This is a genomic window from Curtobacterium sp. 8I-2 (genome assembly GCF_902506155.1).
Lineage (GTDB): Bacteria > Actinomycetota > Actinomycetes > Actinomycetales > Microbacteriaceae > Curtobacterium > Curtobacterium poinsettiae.
In genome coordinates, this window is record NZ_LR732826.1 from 1 (window position 1) to 19,303 (window position 19,303).

Annotated in this window: 20 protein-coding genes; 10 read left to right on the forward strand and 10 right to left on the reverse strand. The window is 70.9% G+C overall.

The features are described from left to right. Positions 1–170 precede the first annotated feature (170 nt). Together BOSE127_RS00010 and BOSE127_RS00015 are read right to left on the reverse strand one after the other, a co-directional pair. Positions 171–497 (reverse strand): hypothetical protein, encoded by a 327-nt coding sequence (locus BOSE127_RS00010; RefSeq protein WP_159555925.1) that lies wholly within the window; start codon positions 495–497, stop codon positions 171–173. Between the two features lie 11 nt (positions 498–508). Then, positions 509–964: an Hsp20/alpha crystallin family protein gene (locus BOSE127_RS00015; RefSeq protein WP_159555926.1), complete on the reverse strand. Its 456-nt coding sequence runs from the start codon at positions 962–964 to the stop codon at positions 509–511. Between the two features lie 226 nt (positions 965–1,190). Between BOSE127_RS00015 and BOSE127_RS00020 the strand changes: the two genes are divergently transcribed. The 4 genes from BOSE127_RS00020 to glgX all read left to right on the forward strand — a co-directional run bounded on the left by BOSE127_RS00020 (position 1,191) and on the right by glgX (position 4,754). Next, positions 1,191–1,373 (forward strand): hypothetical protein, encoded by a 183-nt coding sequence (locus BOSE127_RS00020; protein ID WP_017887771.1) that lies wholly within the window; start codon positions 1,191–1,193, stop codon positions 1,371–1,373. Positions 1,374–1,391: 18 nt separating this feature from the next. Beyond that, entirely contained in the window at positions 1,392–1,928 is a 537-nt protein-coding gene (locus BOSE127_RS00025; RefSeq protein WP_042538022.1) for a MarR family winged helix-turn-helix transcriptional regulator, read from the forward strand. A gap of 133 nt (positions 1,929–2,061) precedes the next feature. Continuing rightward, the gene (locus tag BOSE127_RS00030) at positions 2,062–2,676 is read left to right on the forward strand and encodes a TetR/AcrR family transcriptional regulator (protein ID WP_017887769.1); all 615 of its coding nucleotides are present in this window, start codon (positions 2,062–2,064) and stop codon (positions 2,674–2,676) included. Between the two features lie 59 nt (positions 2,677–2,735). Continuing rightward, a complete protein-coding gene (gene glgX / locus BOSE127_RS00035; RefSeq protein ID WP_056072600.1) occupies positions 2,736–4,754 on the forward strand; it encodes a glycogen debranching protein GlgX in 2,019 nt (672 codons plus the stop codon). Between the two features lie 144 nt (positions 4,755–4,898). Here the strand turns inward: glgX and BOSE127_RS00040 are convergent, their stop codons facing one another. Continuing rightward, a complete protein-coding gene (locus BOSE127_RS00040; protein WP_056072597.1) occupies positions 4,899–6,014 on the reverse strand; it encodes a Gfo/Idh/MocA family protein in 1,116 nt (371 codons plus the stop codon). Beyond that, the gene (locus BOSE127_RS00045) at positions 6,011–6,811 is read right to left on the reverse strand and encodes a sugar phosphate isomerase/epimerase family protein (RefSeq protein WP_031260100.1); all 801 of its coding nucleotides are present in this window, start codon (positions 6,809–6,811) and stop codon (positions 6,011–6,013) included. The genes BOSE127_RS00040 and BOSE127_RS00045 overlap by 4 nt, the downstream gene beginning before the upstream one ends. Positions 6,812–7,061: 250 nt before the next feature. On the opposite strand from BOSE127_RS00045, the gene BOSE127_RS00050 reads away from it, so the two are divergent. Further along, the gene (locus BOSE127_RS00050; protein WP_017887765.1) at positions 7,062–8,360 is read left to right on the forward strand and encodes an MFS transporter; all 1,299 of its coding nucleotides are present in this window, start codon (positions 7,062–7,064) and stop codon (positions 8,358–8,360) included. A 135-nt stretch (positions 8,361–8,495) separates the two neighbouring features. On the opposite strand, the gene BOSE127_RS00055 is transcribed toward BOSE127_RS00050, so the two are convergent. Next, positions 8,496–9,338 (reverse strand): helix-turn-helix transcriptional regulator, encoded by an 843-nt coding sequence (locus tag BOSE127_RS00055; protein WP_140449183.1) that lies wholly within the window; start codon positions 9,336–9,338, stop codon positions 8,496–8,498. A 101-nt stretch (positions 9,339–9,439) separates the two neighbouring features. Between BOSE127_RS00055 and BOSE127_RS00060 the strand changes: the two genes are divergently transcribed. After that, a complete protein-coding gene (locus BOSE127_RS00060) occupies positions 9,440–10,123 on the forward strand; it encodes an SDR family NAD(P)-dependent oxidoreductase (RefSeq protein WP_159555927.1) in 684 nt (227 codons plus the stop codon). Positions 10,124–10,189: 66 nt separating this feature from the next. On the opposite strand, the gene poxB is transcribed toward BOSE127_RS00060, so the two are convergent. Then, entirely contained in the window at positions 10,190–11,914 is a 1,725-nt protein-coding gene (gene poxB, locus BOSE127_RS00065) for a ubiquinone-dependent pyruvate dehydrogenase (protein WP_042539878.1), read from the reverse strand. 98 nt (positions 11,915–12,012) lie between these two features. On the opposite strand from poxB, the gene BOSE127_RS00070 reads away from it, so the two are divergent. After that, positions 12,013–12,720, forward strand: coding sequence for a phosphatase PAP2 family protein (locus tag BOSE127_RS00070; protein WP_159555928.1), 708 nt, complete (start codon positions 12,013–12,015; stop codon positions 12,718–12,720). Positions 12,721–12,732: 12 nt separating this feature from the next. On the opposite strand, the gene BOSE127_RS00075 is transcribed toward BOSE127_RS00070, so the two are convergent. Beyond that, on the reverse strand, positions 12,733–13,977 hold the full coding sequence (locus BOSE127_RS00075) for a multidrug effflux MFS transporter (protein WP_159555929.1): 1,245 nt from the start codon (positions 13,975–13,977) through the stop codon (positions 12,733–12,735). A gap of 46 nt (positions 13,978–14,023) precedes the next feature. Here BOSE127_RS00075 and BOSE127_RS00080 point away from each other — a divergent pair, with 46 nt between their 5' ends. Then, a complete protein-coding gene (locus BOSE127_RS00080; RefSeq protein WP_236559462.1) occupies positions 14,024–14,464 on the forward strand; it encodes a MarR family winged helix-turn-helix transcriptional regulator in 441 nt (146 codons plus the stop codon). Here BOSE127_RS00080 and soxR read toward each other — a convergent pair. The 3 genes from soxR to BOSE127_RS00095 form a co-directional block, all read right to left on the reverse strand. Continuing rightward, positions 14,461–14,961, reverse strand: coding sequence for a redox-sensitive transcriptional activator SoxR (gene soxR, locus BOSE127_RS00085; RefSeq protein WP_017887562.1), 501 nt, complete (start codon positions 14,959–14,961; stop codon positions 14,461–14,463). The two genes, BOSE127_RS00080 and soxR, sit on opposite strands and share 4 nt — an antisense overlap. A 79-nt stretch (positions 14,962–15,040) precedes the next feature. Then, entirely contained in the window at positions 15,041–16,093 is a 1,053-nt protein-coding gene (locus BOSE127_RS00090) for a YdcF family protein (RefSeq protein ID WP_159555930.1), read from the reverse strand. Then, the gene (locus tag BOSE127_RS00095; RefSeq protein ID WP_201300407.1) at positions 16,090–16,545 is read right to left on the reverse strand and encodes an iron chaperone; all 456 of its coding nucleotides are present in this window, start codon (positions 16,543–16,545) and stop codon (positions 16,090–16,092) included. The genes BOSE127_RS00090 and BOSE127_RS00095 overlap by 4 nt, the downstream gene beginning before the upstream one ends. Positions 16,546–16,636: 91 nt before the next feature. Between BOSE127_RS00095 and mgrA the strand changes: the two genes are divergently transcribed. Together mgrA and BOSE127_RS00105 are read left to right on the forward strand one after the other, a co-directional pair. Continuing rightward, entirely contained in the window at positions 16,637–17,680 is a 1,044-nt protein-coding gene (gene mgrA, locus BOSE127_RS00100; protein ID WP_017887559.1) for an L-glyceraldehyde 3-phosphate reductase, read from the forward strand. Between the two features lie 354 nt (positions 17,681–18,034). Continuing rightward, positions 18,035–19,288: an MFS transporter gene (locus tag BOSE127_RS00105; RefSeq protein ID WP_159555931.1), complete on the forward strand. Its 1,254-nt coding sequence runs from the start codon at positions 18,035–18,037 to the stop codon at positions 19,286–19,288. Positions 19,289–19,303: the final 15 nt, after the last annotated feature.

The following is a 19,303-nucleotide window of genomic DNA, read 5'->3' on the forward strand; positions in this document are numbered from 1 at the left end:
CGCCCACCCACCCCGACGTCCGGCTGTACGGCACCACCGAGCTGCCGAACGTCGTCGAGAAGACGGCCGGCCTGGTGCAGGACACGCTGCACAAGGAGTAGTCCCGCAACCCACGGAACGACGGGAGGCCCGGCGCACGACGTGCACCGGGCCTCCTGTCCGTCAGCGGGTCACCGCACCGACGGGGTGGACCCGCCCACGGTCATCAGCGCCCCCGTCTCGGGTTCTTCGTCACGCGGCGCCTCGAAGATGCCCGAGTAGGCGCGGACGGCACTCCACCCCGCGATCAGCAGGGCCGTGCCGAGCACCGACGCGACCCAGGGCGCCAGGAGCGACTGCTCGAGGAGCCGTGGAGCGGCGAGCCAAGCCAGGAACGTGCCGGTCAGGCTGCCGGTGGCCCCGAGGAGCACGGCGGTGCGCCGGTCCAGGCTCGTCAGTGCGAGCGCCGCGGTGACGACGAGGACCGCGACCACCGCGTGCAGCAGGACGGACGTCATCGCTCAGCTCCTCACTCGGCGGCGCCGGAACCGGCGGCACCGGAGCCGACCGCGAGCTGCTCGGACGCGCCACCGACGGTGACGGCGATCTTGCGCGGCTTCGCGGACTCCTTGACCGGGATCGTGACGCTGAGCACGCCGTTGTCGTACCCGGCGGTGATGCGCTCGGCGTCGAGGCCGTCGCCGAGCGTCAGCTGCCGGACGTACGTGCCGGGCTGGCGCTCACGGGTGAGCCACTGCGAGCCCTCGGGCGCGCCCAGGGTGCGCTCGGCGCGGATGGTCAGGACGGAACCGTCCACGTCGATGTCGACCGAGCCCGGGTCGATGCCGGGCAGGTCGACGTCGAGGACGTAGTGGTCCCCGGTGCGGTACAGGTCCATCGGCATCGAGCGCGGGCCGGCGGCGGTGCCGAGGAGCGAACCCGCGAGTCGGTCGAGCTCGCGGAACGGATCGAAGTTCATCGTCATCGAAATCAACTCCTTCGTGGTTCTCGTTGAGTCCCCTCGACTCAACTGCCACCGTTTTAGCACTCGACCCTGGCGAGTGCCAAAAGAACGCTCAGAGGACGCCGAGAACCACGCAGCGCGCAAAACGTACACAGCGCGAATGGTTCGTTGAACTGACCGTTCACTGTGTGAAAGAGTTCAGCCGTCCGAACGGGACACACGGCAAGCAAGAAGGGCGGGACAGGACATGCACAGCACGTACTCCGGGATGCCTCGGGTCGCGACGATCGGCAGCAGCCACACGCGCGTCGGCCTCACCGACCCGGCGGTCATCGACGCGTACGTCGCGCGTCGCATCCAGGACCCCTCGCTGCTCGCCGGTCGCTCCGAGCCGTCCTACGCGGACTTCTTCACCACGCCTGCCGTATAGCAAGGAGCGCATGACCCCATGCCGTTGACCGTCGTCCGTCGAGAGCACGTCCACCTCTACACCCGCGAACCCGAGTCGCGGGCCGCGAAGACCGCCGTCGACGCGTTGCTCCGCCTGCAGCACGCCGAGGACCAGCAGATCGAGTCCGCCCGCATCGACAGCGGCCTGACGAAGAACGAGTTCCTCGCCGTCCGGTACCTGCTGCAGGCGCACCGGGACGGCCGCACGACGGGCCCGAAGGACCTGGCCGTCATGCTCGCCGTCTCGAACGCGTCGGTCACCAAGATCGTCGACGGGCTCGTGCAGAAGGGGCTGCTGTCCCGCGCGGCGCACCCCACGGACCGCCGTGCGCAGGTGCTCGCCCCCACGGACCAGGCCACCGAGAAGATCGACGCCTCGTACGCACGGTTCCACGAGGCCGTCGTCCAGGTGCTCGAGCAGCTCCCCGACGCGGACAACGCCGTCCTCGCCGACTCGCTCACGAAGATCGTCGACGCGCTCGCCGCGGGCTCGCCCACGCCGGTCGACGAGTACACGGTCGACGACCAGGACTGACGCGAGCGCGCCCGGCTGACGCGACCCGACGGGTGCGACGCGACCGCGATGCGGACGGGAGGCCCGTGGTGCGCCCGCCACGGGCCTCCCGTCCGACGGTGGCGTAAAAACCTTCCAACGGTAAGTTGGGTGCATGACCCACCCCGCGGACGACGCCGACGCGGCCCAGCCGCGCCGCGGCGGGTACCGCAAGGGCGCCGAGCGGCGCACCCAGATCCTCGACGAGATGATCCGCATGGTCGCGGAACAGGGGGTCGACGCATCGTCACTCCGTTCCGTGGCCGAGGCCCTCGGGATCACGCACGCGGCACTCCGCCACTACTTCCCGAGCCGCGACGAACTGCTGCTCGCCGTCTACCGGGAGCACGAGGTCCGCGAGCAGGGCGCACCCGACCGGATGAAGTCGGCGATCGGCGACATGCGCGAGAGCGCGTCGCGCAACCGTGCCGTCCCGGGGCTGGTGCAGCTGTACACGACCCTCGCCGCCGACGCCGTGCAGGAAGGCCACCCGGCCACGCGCGACTTCATGCGCGAACGCTTCGCCCGGCTGCGCGCCGAACTCGCCGTGCTCATCGAGGCGGACCAGGCGAGCGGACGGATCCGCACCGACCTGGACCCGGTCGACCTGGCGAGCCTGAGCATCGCGGCGTCCGACGGGCTGCAGGTGCAGTGGCTGCTCGACCCCGACGCCGTCGACGGTGAACGGGTGCTGCGGTTGCTGGAGCAGCTGGTCCCGCCGGTGCGCTGAGCGGCCAGGGGTACGGCCAGACTGCCGGTGGCACAGCGACCGGCCGGTAGAAGGGCAGCATGACCACTTCCACGCGCACCCCGCTCGGCGTCACGCTCGTCGACGGGGGCGCCAACGTCGCCCTGTTCTCGAGCACCGCCGAGCGCGTCGAGTTCTGCACCTTCGACGACGACGGCACCGAGCACCGCACCGAGCTCCGCAACCGCACCGGCTACACCTTCCACGACGTCGTGCCCGGCGTGGCCGTCGGCACCCGCTACGGCTTCCGCGTGCACGGCGCGTGGGACCCGGCGAACGGCCTCCGCCACAACGGCGCGAAGCTCCTGCTCGACCCCTACGCCACCGCTGTCGACGGCACCTACGAGTGGGGCCAGGCCCTGTTCGGCCACGACATGGACGACCCCGAGCAGCTCGACGACACCGACTCGGCCGGCGCGATGCCCAAGTCGATCGTCGCCGACCGGTCCTTCGACTGGGACGGCGACAGCCTGCTGCGGACCCCGCTCGCCGACACCGTCGTGTACGAGGTGCACGTCAAGGGCTTCACGAAGCAGCACCCGGACGTCCCCGAGGAGATCCGCGGCACCTACGCCGGCATGGCCCACCCGGCGGCGATCAAGCACCTGACCGACCTCGGCGTCACCGCGGTCGAGCTGCTGCCGACGCACCAGTTCGTGCAGGACTCGACGTTGCTCGACAAGGGGCTCCGCAACTACTGGGGCTACAACAGCATCGGCTTCTTCGCGCCGCACGACGAGTACTCGTCCTCGGGCACCGCCGGACAGCAGGTCGCCGAGTTCAAGTCGATGGTCAAGGCCCTGCACGCCGCGGGACTCGAGGTCATCATGGACGTCGTCTACAACCACACCGCCGAGGGCAACCACATGGGCCCGACGCTGTCGTTCAAGGGGATCGACAACCAGTCGTACTACCGGCTGGTCGAGGGTGACGAGGCGAACTACTTCGACACCACCGGCACCGGCAACAGCCTGAACGTCGGACACCCGGCAGCGCTCGGCCTGATCATGGACTCGCTCCGCTACTGGGTCGAGGAGATGCACGTCGACGGCTTCCGGTTCGACCTGGCCACGACCCTGACCCGCCAGGACGGCGAGGCCGAGAAGCACTCCGCGTTCCTCGACATCATCCATCAGGACCCCGTGCTGCGCGAGGTCAAGATGATCGCCGAGCCGTGGGACACCGCCGGCTACCAGGTGGGCGGGTTCCCGGCCGACTGGTCCGAGTGGAACGGCAAGTACCGCGACGACCTGCGCGCCTTCTGGCGTGGTGACGAGGGTGCGCTCGGCGACGCCGTCCAGCGGGTCCTGGGCAGCCCGGACGTCTACGAGGGGTCGCGCCGCTCACCGCTCTGCTCGGTCGACTTCGTGACCGCCCACGACGGTTTCACCCTGGCCGACCTGACGATGTACGCCGACAAGCACAACGAGGCCAACGGCGAGGACAACAACGACGGCGAGAGCGACAACACCTCGTTCAACGGCGGCATCGAGGGCCCGACCGACGACGGCGCGGTGAACGACTACCGCGACCGGCAGCGCCGCAACTTCCTCGGCACCCTGCTGCTCTCCGCCGGCGTCCCGATGATCCTGGGTGGCGACGAGCTCGCCCGGTCGCAGGGCGGCAACAACAACGCGTACTGCCAGGACGACGAGATCTCGTGGTTCGACTGGGCCGCCGCCGACCAGGACCTGCTCGCCTTCACCACGGCGGCGATCGCGTTCCGTCGGCAGCACCGGGCGCTGCGTCCGGAGTGGTTCCGCACCGCGCCCGGTGACTCGGAGTCGACGGTGGCCGTGCTCCGCGCCGACGCCGCCGGGTTCGAGGACGGCGACTGGGCGGACGGGGGCAACCGGGCCGTGACGCTCGTGCTGCACCAGGGGGACGACACCGTGGCCGTGCTGCTGAACGCGTCGGGCACCACGGTGGAGTTCACGCTGCCGGAGCGTCCGGGCGGCGGCAACTGGTCGCTCGGGCTGTCGAGCGACCCCGACCAGGCCGTGGTGGGCGACGCGGCGACGCTGCTCGTGCGCGACGCGTCCTTCACCGCGCTGGTCTGAGGCGGGGCGCGGCGCTCGCGCGGGCTCGCTCGCGCGGGCGGGGCGCTCGCGCGGCTTCGCTTGGTGAGCAGAAATGGTCGGGTTCCCGGTGGGGACCCGACCATTCCTGCTCACGAAGTGGTGCTCGTGGTGCGCGCGGCGCTCCTAGGCGTTCGCGCCCGCGGTCAGCACGGCTGCCGCGGGGTCGAAGTCCTCGGGCAGCGGCGGGATCGCGTCCACGGTCGACGTGATGTCGACGGCGGAACCCGACTCGGCCGCGTCACGGATGCCGAGCAGGACGTCGAGCACGTGCAGTGCGACGGCGCCGGAGGCACGCTCGGGGCGGTCCTCGGCGATGGCGCGGGCGAGTTCGACGACACCGGTGCCACGGCCCCAGGTGGAGCCGACCGCCTCGAGCGTCTCGGGCTCGTCCTGCCCGTAGCGCCAGAGCTGCGACGAGCCCTCGAAGGTGTTCGGGTCGGGCAGCGAGATCGTGCCGAGCGTGCCGTTGATCTCGACGAAGCCCATGCGCGGCAGGGCGTGCTGGAACGAGAACGTCGACTGTGCGGACTGCCCGCCGGCGAACTCGATCAGGGCCGCGTGGTGCGTCGGGACCTCGACCGGGAACGTCTCGCCGGCGCGGGGGCCGGACGCGATCGTGCGACGGTCGAGCGACTTCGACGAGACGGCCTGCACGCGCGAGGCGGTGCCGAACGCGTGCACCAGGGTCGTCACGTAGTACGGGCCCATGTCGAACAGGGGGCCGGCACCGGTGGCGAACAGGAAGTCCGGGTTCGGGTGCCACGCCTCGGGTCCGGGGACGTGGAACAGCGTGGTCGCGGAGAGCGGCTCACCGATGTCGCCGCGGGCGATGGCACGGAGCGCCGTCTGGATGCCCGCGCCGAGCACGGTGTCCGGAGCGGTCGCGACGCGCAGGCCCTTGGCCTTCGCCGACTCGAGCACCGCCGCGGCCGACGCGTGGTCGGTGGCGATCGGCTTCTCGCTCCAGACATGCTTGCCGGCGTCGATGATCTGCTGGTCGACCTCGGCGTGTGCGGCCGGGATCGTCAGGTTGATCACGATCGAGATGTCCTCGCGGGCGAGGAGTTCCTCGACCGTGCCGGACGCGGCGACGCCGTACTCCGCCGCCTGGGCAGCAGCGCGGTCGAGCAGCACGTCGGCGACGAAGCGGACCTCGACGTCGGCGAACTTCGTCAGGTTCTCGAGGTACTGGGTGGAGATGTTGCCGGCACCGATGATGCCGATCCCGACGCGGCTCACTTGTCGTTGTCCTTGAGCCAGGTGAGGGACTCGGTGATGCCCTCGAAGACGTCGCCCTTGTACGCGTCGAACTCGACCACGCGGATGGCCTCGGGTGCGGCGGCGAGGATGGCGGCCACGTCGACGTCGCCCTGGCCGGCGGGGGTCTGGTTCTCGAAGGCGCGCTGCAGTGCCTCGGGCACGATCAGGGCGCTCTCGGACGAGGGCAGCGCGGTGCGGATGTCACCGTCGACCTTGCCGTCCTTGACGTGGATCGCGACGACGCGGTCGCCCAGGCCCGTGAGCACGGTGGGGGCGTCGGCGCCACCGACGGTCGCCCAGAAGGTGTCGACCTCGAGGACGGTCTCCGGCGACAACTGCGACACGAACAGGTCGTAGACGGTGCGGCCGTCGACCTTGTTCGTGAACTCCCACTGGTGGTTGTGGTACCCGAACTGCAGGCCACGGCCGGCGGCCTCGGCGGTCAGCTCGTTGACGCGCTCGGCGATCTTCGCGACGTCGTCGGCGGTCTGCCAGCGGTCGGTCGGGATGAAGGGGTCGATGACGGTGTGGATGCCGAGGCGCTCGGCGGCGTCCCAGATCGGCGCGGTGTCCTCGGCGTCGATCACGGCGACGTGGCCGGACGGAGCCTTGAGGCCGGTGGCCGCGAACGCACGCTCGAGGTCGGTGGCGCGCTCGACGAACGCGTAGGGCTCGACGTTCTCGTACCCGATCTCGGCGACACGGGCGATGGCCTTGTCGAGGTCTTCGGCGATGGCGTCGCGCAGCGAGTACAGCTGCACAGAAGTGGTGGGCATTGCAGAGGCTCCTTCGATCCTGTCTGGGTGTCGCGGCCCGTCGAGGAGCGATGCTCCGCGGCGAGATCGATGACGACGCTACCCCAAAAACCACCCGGTGTGTAGTTTTTGCTGCCCCGTGTGACGCGGCCCGGAAGGCCCGCGCGTCACGGCCCGTGACGGGCCCGGTGTTGCAGACGACACCTGTCGATGTATGCTCGCGTCGGAAAAACCTTGCCGAGCAAGGTTTTCATCGACTCAAGGAGGCGTCATGAGCACACCCGAACCCGGCAGCCCGGCACTGCTCAACCCGGAAGAGGGCATCACCCAGCCCGTCAGCACGGTGAAGGTGGGCATCGGCTACCAGATCGCCCTGTTCCTCGGGCAGTTCGGCCTCTTCGTCGCGCTCATGGCCCCCGTCTACGTGAGCATGCAGCTCAAGGCGCAGGCCCTGGTCGGCGACGACGCCGCGAACGTCATCGGGTCGGTGCTGCCGATCGGCGCGTTCGGTGCGCTCATCATGAACCCCCTGGCGGGCGCCCTGTCCGACCGCACCCGCACGCGCTGGGGCCGTCGTCGCCCCTGGCTGCTCAGCGGTGTCGTCGTCTTCGCGATCGCCCTCGCCTGGATCGCCTACTCGCCGGACGTCCTCAACCTGACGCTGGCCTGGCTGCTCGCCCAGCTAGCCGCGAACGCCACCCTCGCCACCCTGCTCGCGAGCTTCGCCGACAACGTGCCGCAGCTGCAGCGTGGTCGGTCCTCGAGCATCATCGCGCTGGCGCAGAACATCGCCGTGCTCGCCGGCACGTACCTGTCGGTCTTCTTCGTGGCGAACCTGCCCGTGCTGTTCATCGCGCCGGGCATCCTGGCGATCATCCTGGTGGCCGTGTACGCCGTGGTGGCCCGGGACGACCTGCCGACCTACACGCTCAAGAAGTTCACGTTCCTGAACCTCGTCGCGTCGTTCTGGACGAACCCGGTCAAGAACCCGGACTTCGCGTTCGCCTGGTGGTCGCGCTTCCTCATCATCCTGGCGACGTTCATGTTCACGACGTACCGCCTGCTCTACATGCAGGAGCACATCGGCATCGAGAAGCCGAAGGACGCCACGGCCGCCGTCGCCTTCGGTGTCCTGCTCTACACGATCGCGCTGCTGATCAGCGCGGCGCTGTCCGGCTGGGCCTCGGACAAGCTCGGTCGCCGCAAGGTGTTCGTCGGTGGGTCGACGGCCATGTTCGCGGTGGGGCTCGTCGCGCTCGCACACGCCGACACGGTCACCGGCTTCTACGTCGCCGAGATCATCATGGGCTTCGCCTACGGCATCTACTCGGCCATCGACACGGCGCTCGTCGTCGACGTGCTGCCGAACGCCGACCGGCCCGGCAAGGACCTCGGTGTCATCAACATCGCGAACGCGTTGCCGCAGTCGCTCGCTCCGGCGATCGCCCTGTTCTTCCTGAAGGTCGGGTCCGACGGAGCAGCCGACAACTACGAGCTCATGTGCTGGGCCGCCGGTGCGATCGCCCTCATCGGCGCACTCGTCGTGATCCCCATCAAGCGGGTGCGGTAGCGCCCGTCGCAACGCGACCAGAAGACGGACTGGAGGCCCGTGGCGACGCCGCCACGGGCCTCCCGTCCGTCTGCCTGGTTGCGTCAGCGGCCCCCGATAGCGTGATCCCCATGCTCGCCGCCGCCCCAGCCCGCCTCACCCCACCAATGACTGCGTCCCCACCACAACAGCCAGCGCCAGCCGCTCCGCATCCACCGACCCGGGCTCCGCCGTGTACGCCAGGATCCGCAGGTCCTCCGGCCCGACGACCAGGGTGTCGCAGTCCAGGGTGAGCAGCCCGACGTCCGGGTGGTCGATCACCTTCCGCCGGGCGGTCTCGCCCGGCGCGGTCGCGCCCGAGTCCCACAGCTCAACGAACCGCGGGCTCGCCGCCCGCAGCTCCCGCACGAGGTGCTGCAGCTGGCGGTCGAGCGGGTAGCGGGCCGCGGTCATCCGGAGCCCCGCCACCAGGTTCGCCTCGAACACCGCCTGCTCCTGTGGTGTGTGCACGGCACGGCTGCCGGAGCCGACCAGGTGCCGCCACGTCGTGTTCCGGTCGTTCCCGCGCAGCGCCTCGACCGGCCCCATCAGTGCGTCGTACGGGGCGTTGGCGACGAGCAGGTTGCCCGCGGCGTCGAGCACCGCGACCGGGGTGTCCGCCAGGCGGTCGAGCAGTCGCTGCACGCTCGGCGGGATCCGCGACGGCACCACGTCGGCGCCCGGGACCGCGTGCCCGGCGAGCCGGTAGAGCAGCTCGCGGTCGGCATCGGTGACCCGGAGCGCCCGCACGAGCGCCTCGACGACCTGGGCCGATGGCGAGGTCGCGCGCCCCTGCTCGAGCCGGGTCAGGTAGTCGGCGGAGATCCCCGCGAGCTGTGCCAGCTCTTCTCGACGCAGCCCGGCCGCTCTCCGACGCGGCCCGACGACCACGCCGACGGCATCGGGAGAGACGTGGTCGCGCAGCCGCCGCAGGGTGTGCCCGAAGTCCGTGTCCGCCATGCCCCCAGTCTGCGCGCGCCGAGCGGCCGGGTCCTGGCCCTGCCGGTCCTACGACAACCGGTCGACTCCCTGCGGTCGTCGCCGAGTACGACGCTGGACCCATGACAACGACACTCATCACCGGGGCCACCCGCGGCCTCGGCCGGGAAACCGCCCGTCAGCTCGTCGAGGCGGGCCACTCCGTCTGGATCGGCGCACGGGACGCCGCCCAGGGCGCCGCGGTCGCCGCCGAGATCGGCGCCCGCTCCGTCCAGCTCGACGTCCGCGACGACGACTCGGTCGCCGCCGCGTTCGCCCACGTCGACGCGAACGGCGGGCTCGACGTGCTCGTCAACAACGCCGGCATCGCCCTCTGGGGGCAGAACGGCCCCGAGGCACTCGCCGTCTTCGACACGAACGCCGTCGGCACCATCCGCGCGACCGAGGCCGCGCTGCCGCTCCTGCGTCGTTCCGCGAACCCGATCGTGGTGAACCTGTCGAGCGCGCTCGGCTCCTTCACTGCCACCCACGACCCGTCGAAGCCGGCGTCCACCGTTCCTGCCGTGGTCTACGGCGCGTCCAAGGCCGCCGTCTCGATGCTGACGGTGCAGTACGCACGCGTCGTGCCCCAGGTGCACTTCGTCGCGATTGAGCCCGGCTACACGGCCACCGAGTTCGGTGGCATGCCGAACCCGCACGGTCGCCCCGTCGAGGTCAGCGCCGCGACGATCGCGGCCGCCGCGAGCGCGGGCCCGGAGGGCCCCACCGGCGTGTTCCTGGAGGACGGCCAGACGCTCGGGTGGTGACGAAGAGACGGACTGGAGGCTCGTGGCGGCGCCGCCAGGAGCCTCCAGTCCGTCATCCGGTCGCGTCTACAGCAGCTGGCGCGCGTTGGTGGACGCGAGGTCCAGCAGCTCGTCGCCGCGACCCGACAGCACCGTGCGGATGGCGTAGAGCGTGAAGCCCTTCGCCTGCTCGAGCGTGACCGCCGGGGGCATGGAGAGCTCCTGGCGGTTCGCGCGGACCGACACGAGCGCGGGGCCGTCGTGCGCGAGCGCGGCGGCCATCGCGTCCTCGAAGTCGTCGGACACGTCGACCTGGAAGCCCTTGATGCCGATCGCCTCGGCGACCGCGGCGAAGTCCGGGTTCTGCAGCTCGGTGCCGTAGTTCACGAAGCCGGCGGCCTTCATCTCGAGCTCGACGAAGTTGAGCGACGAGTTGTCGAAGACCACGATCTTCACGGGCAGCTTGTTCTGCACGATCGTGATGAGCTCGCCGAGGAGCATCGTCAGCCCGCCGTCGCCGGCCAGCGCGATCACCTGCCGGTCCGGGAAGGCGGTCTGCGCACCGATCGCCTGCGGGACGGCGTTCGCCATCGTGCCGTGCACGAACGAGCCGATCAGCCGGCGCTTGCCGTTCATCGTGAGGTAGCGCGACGCCCACACGACGGGGGAGCCGACGTCGGGGATGAAGACGGCGTCCTCGGCGGCGAGCCGGTCGAGCACCCGGGCGACGTACTGCGGGTGCAGGGGCTTCTTCTTCCCTGCGGGGACCGCCAGGTCGTCGAGCTTCTCGCGGGTCTTCCGGTAGTGCTTCAGGGAGTCCTCGAGGTGCTTCGTCGGGTGCGAGCCGGTCAGCAGCGGGATGAGTGCGAGGGCGGTGTCCTTGACGGTGCCGACCAGGCCGATGTCGACCGGGTGCCGACGGCCGAGCTGCGAGCCGCGGATGTCGACCTGCACGTGCTTCGCCTTGGCCGGGAAGAACTGCTGGTACGGGAAGTCGGTGCCGAGCATGAGCACGACATCGGCGTCCTCCATCGCGCGGTACCCGGAGGCGAAGCCGAGGAGCCCGGTCATCCCGACGTCGTACGGGTTGTCGTGCTCGATGTACTCCTTGCCGCGCAGTGCGTGCACGATCGGGGCCTGCAGGCGCTCGGCCAGGGCGACGACCTCGTCGTGGGCGTCCGCGACGCCGGCTCCGGCCAGGATCGTGATCCGGTCGGCACCGTTCAGCAGGTCGGCGGTGCGCTGCAGCTCGGCCTCGCTCGGCACGATCCGCGGGGTGGTCCGCTCGATGCGGGTGACGCGGTCGTCCTTCGCCTCGGCGAGCAGGACGTCGCCGGGGATCACGAGCACCGCGACGCCGCGCTTCTCGATCGCCTCGCGCATCGCGATCTCGAGCAGGCGGGGCATCTGCACCGGGTCGGCGACGTACTCGACGTAGACCGAGCACTCGCGGAACAGTTCCTGCGGGTGGGTCTCCTGGAAGTAGCCGGAGCCGATCTCCGCCGTGGGGATGTGCGCGGCGATCGCCAGGACCGGCACCCGAGAACGGTTCGCGTCGTACAGGCCGTTGATCAGGTGCAGGTTGCCGGGGCCGCAGCTGCCGGCGCAGACGGTCAGGTCACCGGTCAGGGCAGCTTCGGCCGAGGCGGCGAACGCAGCAGCCTCCTCGTGACGGACGTGCTCCCAACGCATCGTGCCGTCCTTGCGCAGGGCGTCGGTGAAGCCGTTCAGGGAGTCCCCGGGCAGGCCGTAGACCCGGTGGATGTCGTTGGCGCGGAGGGTGGCGACGATGTTCTCGGCAACGGTTGGCATGCGTCCTGTCTACTCCCGACCGCTGCGCTGAACGCTTTCGGATGATCGTGAGGCTCGCTCGACCCCAGATGCCGAGGTCGGGCTGTCACGATGGTCTGATGACCGACGACGCGCCGCTCCTCCGTCCCCGCCGACGGGAGCCCGCCTCGTACGGGATCCTCGAGCGTTCGCCGTACCCGCTCGTCTCGGTGGCGATCGCCGTCATCGCGGTCGTCGTCATCACCATCGTCGGGTTCACCCTGGGCACGGTGGACCTCGGGCTGTCCAAGGCCCTCAACGCGTTGCACACCGGGTTCACCGGGGTGTTCACCACGGCGGTCTACCACGTGATCAGTCCGGCCCCGGCGATCGGGATCACGGTCGTCGTCGTCGCCGTGATCTGGTGGCGCACGCGCGACCTGCGCCCGGCGCTGGCGTTCGGCGGCACCATCGCGATCACGTGGGTGCCGTCCGCCGTCGTGAAGGAGATCGTGCACCGTGCCCGGCCCGACGTCGCCGTGCTGCCGCACCCGTTCCCGGTGCAGCCCGACCCCGGGTACCCGAGCGGGCACACGGTCTACATCACGGCGTTCGTCATCGCCCTGATCTGGCTGCTCCGCGAGACCCGGTGGCACCGACTGGCGTTGACGCTGGGAGTCGTGGCCATCGTGATCGTGTTCTTCGCGGTGTCGATCGACGCGGTGCACTACCCGACCGACGCCGCTGCCTCGATCCTGTGGGCGCTCGCCGTGGCGCCGGGGGTGCGGGTGGTGTGGGTCGACTGGCTCATGCCGCGGGTGCCGTTCCTGCGGCCGCGGCGGGGCTGACGCCGGGCTGGGTCAGCGGGCCGTGCTGGTCCGGCCCCGCGCCGCGAGCAGCGCCACGACGGCCACCACCGAGGCGGCGAGCATCACGATCGCCAACGGTGCCGCGGTGTCCGAGCCGCCGATGCTGACGAGCGGGGACACGAGCGCCGCGAGCCCGAACTGCAGCGCACCGAGCACGGCCGAGGCGCTGCCGGCGGCCGACGGAACCGCACCGAGGGCGAGCGCCGTGGCGTTGCCGAGCACCAGGCCGAGCGAGCCCACCGCGGTGAACAGCGGCACGGCGAGCCAGATGACCGGCGCCCCGGAGACGACGAGCAGCGCGAACGCGACGGTCGACGCGAGCACCAGCACGATGCCGAGCGACAGCACCCCCGTGACCGAACGGGTCGCGGTGAGCTTGGCGGACAGGATGCTGACGCCCATCAGCGCCAGGGCGTTCAGCCCGAAGGCCAGGCCGTAGCCGACCGTGCCGAAGCCGATCATGTCCTGGTACAGGAACGGTGATGCGGAGATGTAGGCCATCATCACGGCGAACGCGAAGCCGAACACGGCCGTGTAGCCGAGGAACGTGCGGGAACGCAGGGCTCGGAGTGCCGAGCCCGAGCCGCGGCGTTCCGCGCGCAGGGTGTCGCGGTGTTCCTTCAGGTGGGTCTCGCGGATCACGGCGAGGACCGCGACGAGCATGACGACCGACAGGCCGAGAACGATCGAGAGCAGGCCGCGCCAGCCGATCGGGCCCGTGAGCAGACCGCCGAGCAGCGGTGCGACGACCGGGGCGACCCCGCCGACGATCATCATGAGCGAGAACGCCCGGGCGGCGGACTTGCCCGTCGCCAGGTCGGAGATGACCGCACGGCTGATCACCATGCCCGCCGCACCGCCGAGGCCCTGCAGCAGGCGGGCGGCGATGAGCACGCCGATGTTCGGCGCGAGCACCGCGGCGATGCTGGCGAGCACGCACACGGCGGCGCCGGCGATGAGCGGCGGCACACGGCCGAACCGGTCGGACAGCGGGCCGAACACGAGCTGGCCCGCGGTCACGCCCACCAGGAACGCGGTCAGGGTGAGCTGCACGGCGGTGGCGCTCGCCCCGAGCTCGGTGGTCATCTGCGGGAACGCCGGCAGGTACAGGTCGGTGGCGAAGGGGGCGACGGCACTGAGCAGGCCGAGCACCAGGAGCAGCGCGGTCGTGATGCCCTGCTGCTTGGTCGTGGGTGTCGCGATCGTCGCGCGGATGGTTCCGGTGTCCGTGGTCATTGTTATGAAAGCATAACTCATCGCCGGAGATCGGTACAGTACGGACATGCACTCCGCCGTGTCCGACCACGTCCTCGCCGAGTTCGCGGACGTCCTGCTCAGGATCGCGCGCGACATCGACCCGCACGGCTCGGAGACGCTCGACATCGTGCCGCTGACCGGTACCGAGGCGCTCGTGATGCGCTGGATCAACCGCAACCCGGGCACCTCGCCCAGCACCACCGCCGAGGCCACCGCCCTGCAGCGCAGCAACCTCAGCGTCGCGCTCCGGTCGCTCGTGGCCAAGGGGATGGTCGAGCGGCGCCAGGACCCCGCCGACGCCCGTACCGTGCAGCTGCACTCGACCGCGCTGGCGCAGGAGAGCGTCGACCGGCTCTACCGGCACTGGTCCGGCAAGCTCCGGACGGCACTCGGCGGCGACGAGCGGGGCACGGCCGAGGCCCTCGCGCTGCTGCAGCGGATCGACGACGGACTGCGCGCGAGCTAGGCGACAGCGTCCTCGGCGGCGCCGGCTGCGTCGTCCTCGATCGGCAGCAGTCGGCGTGCGCCGTGCCCCTCGTCGCCCAGGGCGTCGCCCGGGTTCACGACCGAGCAGGCACCGAGCGAGACGCAGCCGCAGCCGATGCACTGCGTCATCTCCTGCTGCAGGCGCTCGAGCTCCAGCTGGCGGGCCCGCAGTCGTGCGCGCCACCGCTCGTTCAGCCGGTTCCAGTCCCGCAGCGAGGGCATGCGGTCGGCGGGCAGTGCCTCGAACTGCTCGGCGACCTCGCTGAGCGGGATGCCGAGGCGCTTGGCCACCTGGATGATCGCGATCCGCCGTTCGACGTGCCGCGGGTACATCCGCGTGCCACCGTCGGTGCGCTCCGGGTGGATCAGCCCCTTGCGCTCGTAGAAGTGCAGGGCCGAGGCGGCCACGCCCGTGCGGCGCACGATCTCGCCGATGGGCAGCAGGTCGGTGGGACGTGGCGGCTGGATCTCGACCATGGTCGAGATCTTACGGCGGCTCGGACCGGAGGCGCGTGGCGGGCCCGCCAAGGGCCTCCAGTCCGTCCGTGGGTCGCGTCTACCGCTGCTGGAACGACTCCCAGAGCAGGAACCCGGTGAACAGCACCAACGGCGTGCAGGCGACGACGTTGAGCCAGCGGTGCTCGACGATCACGGCCGCGAACTCCCGCAGGAACGCGCTCGGGACGTAGTACGCGGCCGTGCGCGCGCCGACGACCTGGGCCGGCAGGTCGAGGCGACGGGCCAGGGTCGCGGCCCGCAGCACGTGGTAGTTGTTCGTGACCACGACCATCTGGCCGTCCCGTCCGGCGGCCGTCTGCACGTCCCGCGAGAACCGCAGGTTCTCGCGGGTGTTCCGGGACGTGGTCTCCGGCACCACGTCGTCCGGGTCGGCGCCGTTCGCCACCAGGTACTCGGCCATCGCGGTGCCCTCGGGGCGGGGTTCGTCGTCGCCCTGCCCGCCGGACGGCACGAGGAGCGGCCGGCGTCCGGCGCTCCGTTCGGCCCGGTAGACGCAGAGCGCCCGGTCGAGCCGGCTCTGCAGCAGCGGTGGGACCTCGCCGTGCACGAGCCCGGAGCCGAGGACGACGATCGTGTCGGGGACGATGCCGTGCCGCGTCCGCCCGTAGACCACGGAGTACAGGGCGAACGCGACCAGCGACAGCGCGAAGTACCCGCAGACGAACACCATCAGCACTGCGACCGCGATCTTCGTGCCGTCCCAGAGCGTGAAGCCCTCACCGCTCCCCGAGACGAGCAGGGCGATGGCGACCGCCGGCAGCACGAACACGGCCACCCCGGCGGCGAGCGACAGCAGGTTGCCGACGCTGCGGCCCTCGGCCCGGAGCATCTGCAGGCCGTTCGCGACCAGGGCGACCCCGAGCACCACCACGGCGAGCGGCACGAGCAACAGCACCACGGCGACGAGCAGGCTGAACCCGGGGACCACCGCGGTCAGCACGGACACGACCGTCGCGAGCCCGAACAGCACGGCCGCGGTCAGGAACACTCCGTTGCGGAGCATCCGCGGGTCCCGGCTTCGTCCCAGCAGGTACAGCACCAGGAACAGCAGGGCGAAGACGGGAGCGGCCCCCAGCCCGAGCGCCGTCACCCGACCGCGCGGCGGATCAGCTCGGCCACCCGTGCCTCGTCGGCCTCGGAGAACTCCGGGCTGATCGCCCACGACGTCGGCCAGAACGTGCCGTCGTCGAGCCCGGCCGAGTCCTGGAACCCGAGCGTCGCGTACCGGGCCTTGAACTTCGCGGCGTCCTGGAAGAAGAACACCGCCTTGCCGTCGCGCGCGTAGGCGGGCATGCCGTACCAGAGCTTCGGCGCGAGTTCGGGTGCGACCTCGAGCGCGATGCGGTGGATGCGCTCGGCCAGTCCCCGGTCCGGCTGGGGCATCTCGGCGATCTTCGCCTCGACCGCAGCGGCGTCGGCTGCGGCCTTCTCGGCCTTGGTGCCCTTCGTGCTGCGGGTGCGCTTGACCTCGGCGGCGTGCTCCTGCATCGCCGCGCGCTCCTCGTCGGTGAAGGTGGTCTCGGTCTTCGTCGTCCGTGCCATCGTCGTCTCCTCGTGGTCTGGTGCACCCATCATGGGTCCGCGAAGCGAAGCACGCGAGGCCGTGGCCGTCTTCGAGTGCCAGGCTCGTTGCATGACCTACATCGCCAGTGACGACCGCTACGACTCGATGACGTACCGCCGGACCGGCCGCTCGGGCCTCGACCTGCCGTTGCTCTCCCTGGGCTACTGGCACAACTTCGGGGACGACATGCCGTTCGAGAACCAGCGCGCCATCAGCCGTCGGGCCTTCGACCTCGGGATCACCCACCACGACCTCGCGAACAACTACGGCCCGCCGTACGGCGCCGCCGAGGTGAACTTCGGCCGCCTGATGCGTGAGGACTTCCGGCCGTACCGTGACGAGATGGTCGTCTCGACGAAGGCGGGCTGGGACATGTGGCCCGGACCGTACGGGCAGGGCGGCGGCTCGCGCAAGTACGTGCTCGCCTCGCTCGACCAGTCCCTGCAGCGCACGGGCCTGGACTACGTCGACGTCTTCTACTCGCACCGCCTCGACGCGTCGACCCCGCTCGAGGAGACGATGGGCGCCCTGCACACCGCCGTCCAGCAGGGCAAGGCGCTGTACGTCGGGATCTCGTCGTACGACGCCGAGCGCAGTCGGCAGGCAGCCGAGATCCTCCGCGACCTCGGCACCCCGCTCCTCATCCACCAGCCCTCGTACTCGATGCTCAACCGTTGGATCGAGACCGAGGGGCTGCTCGACACGGCCGGCGAACTCGGCTTCGGCGTGATCGGCTTCACCGCCCTCGCGCAGGGGCTGCTGACCGGCAAGTACCTGAACGGTGTGCCCGAGGACTCCCGAGCGGCGGCGGGCAAGTCCCTCGACGCGTCGAGCATCACGCCCGAGGTCGTCGAGCACCTCCGCGCCCTGAACGACGTCGCCGCCGCCCGCGGACAGTCCCTCGCGCAGCTCGCGCTCGCCTGGGCACTCCGCGACGAGCGGGTGACCTCGCTCGTGATCGGTGCGTCGCGGGTTTCGCAGCTCGAGGACAACGTCGCCGCGCTGTCGAACACGTCGTTCACCGACGAGGAGCTCCGCGTCATCGACGAGCACTCCGTCGGCATCACCGACGTCGACCTGTGGGCGGGAGCCCGCGCGGGCGAGGTCTCCTGACCCGAGCGACCCGCCGCAGCAGTTCCTCGGCGGGTCGCATCTCGTTGCTCGGTCAGCTCAGCTGACTGGTCACGACACGTCGCGGGTCGCCTGCCGACTGGTCGCGAACTGTCGGCTGGCGGCGCCGCAGGCGACGGTCTGCGACCGCGCCGCGGCCGGCCGACGGGGTGTCGTGACCGGCGGGACCAAGCCCGGCCCGAACTCCTCCGGGGCCCTGACGCCCGCTTGGTACGATGGGCGCTGTTCAGAACACGCAGTGTGTATCTACCGGCCGCCGGCTCCCCGGCGGACAACGGCGGCACCCGATGGGTCCGCCCCCGCCGAACCGGGTCGGGCCGAGAAGGCACAACCCCGATGCTCCAGACCCGTTCCACCGGCGACACCGGCACCACTCCGGCCGCAGCCGACGCCTCACTCGTCTCCCTCGCCGGCCGTTGGTACTTCCCCGTCGCGTTCATCGCCCGGCTCCCGTTCGCCATGATGGTCGTCGGCGTCCTGACACTGGTCGTCGCCACCCGTGACTCCGTCGCCCTCGGTGGCGTCAACTCCGCCGCCGTCGGCATCGGCTCCGCGGTCTTCGGCCCGTTGGTCGGCGCCGCGGCCGACCGCTTCGGCCAGCGGGCGGTGCTCGTCCCCGTCGGCCTGGTGAACGCGGCGCTGCTCGGGTTCTTCCCGTTCGTCGTCAGCGGCACCGCGCCCGACCTCGCGGTCCTCGCGGTCGCGTTCTGCATCGGTGCGTCGGCCCCGCAGGTCGCCCCGATGTCCCGCACGCGGCTCGTCGCGATCATCGGCCAGCGGATGGCCCCGGCACGGCGCGAGAAGACCCTCAGCGGCACGATGGCCTACGAGTCCGCCGCCGACGAGACCGTCTTCATCATCGGGCCCTTCCTGGTCGGCATCCTCGCCAGCGCGATCGCCCCGTGGGTGGCCGTCGCCGGCGCCTCGGTCCTGACGTTCGTGTTCGTCACCGCATTCGCGCTGCACCCGACCGGCAAGCTCGTGGTCGGCCAGCACGCGGAGCTGACGCAGGCACCCGCGCGGCAGCTCCTGCGCCCGCGACTCGTCGTCGTGGTGGTCGGCATCCTCGGCATCGGCCTGTTCTTCGGCTCGACGCTCACCTCGCTCACCGCGTTCATGGAGACCCACGGCGAGGCCTCGCAGGCCGGTCTGCTCTACGGCCTGATGGGCATCGGGTCCGCCGGGTTGGCGCTCGGGTCGGCGGCGTTCCCCCGGGCGTTCGGCCTCGGCTGGCGCTGGCTCGTCTTCGGTGTCGTGCTCCTCGGCGGTGCGATCGCGTTCGCCAGTGCCGACTCCGTCGTCGCCGCGGGCATCGTCCTCGCGGTCATGGGCATCGGGATCGGGCCCACCCTGGTCGCCCAGTACAGCCTCGGCTCGGACCGGTCACCCGTCGGCCGCTCCGCCACCACCATGACGATCCTCGGGTCCGCGGTCATCGTCGGCCAGTCGATCGCCTCCGCGATCGCGGGTGACGTCGCCGAGCAGCACGGCACCGCAGCGGCGATGCTGCTGCCGGCGGTCTCCGCCGCCATCGTCGTGGTCGCCGCGGTCGGCAACCTGCTGCTGCCCCGCCGGGTCGCGACCGCCTGACGGCGAACGTGACCA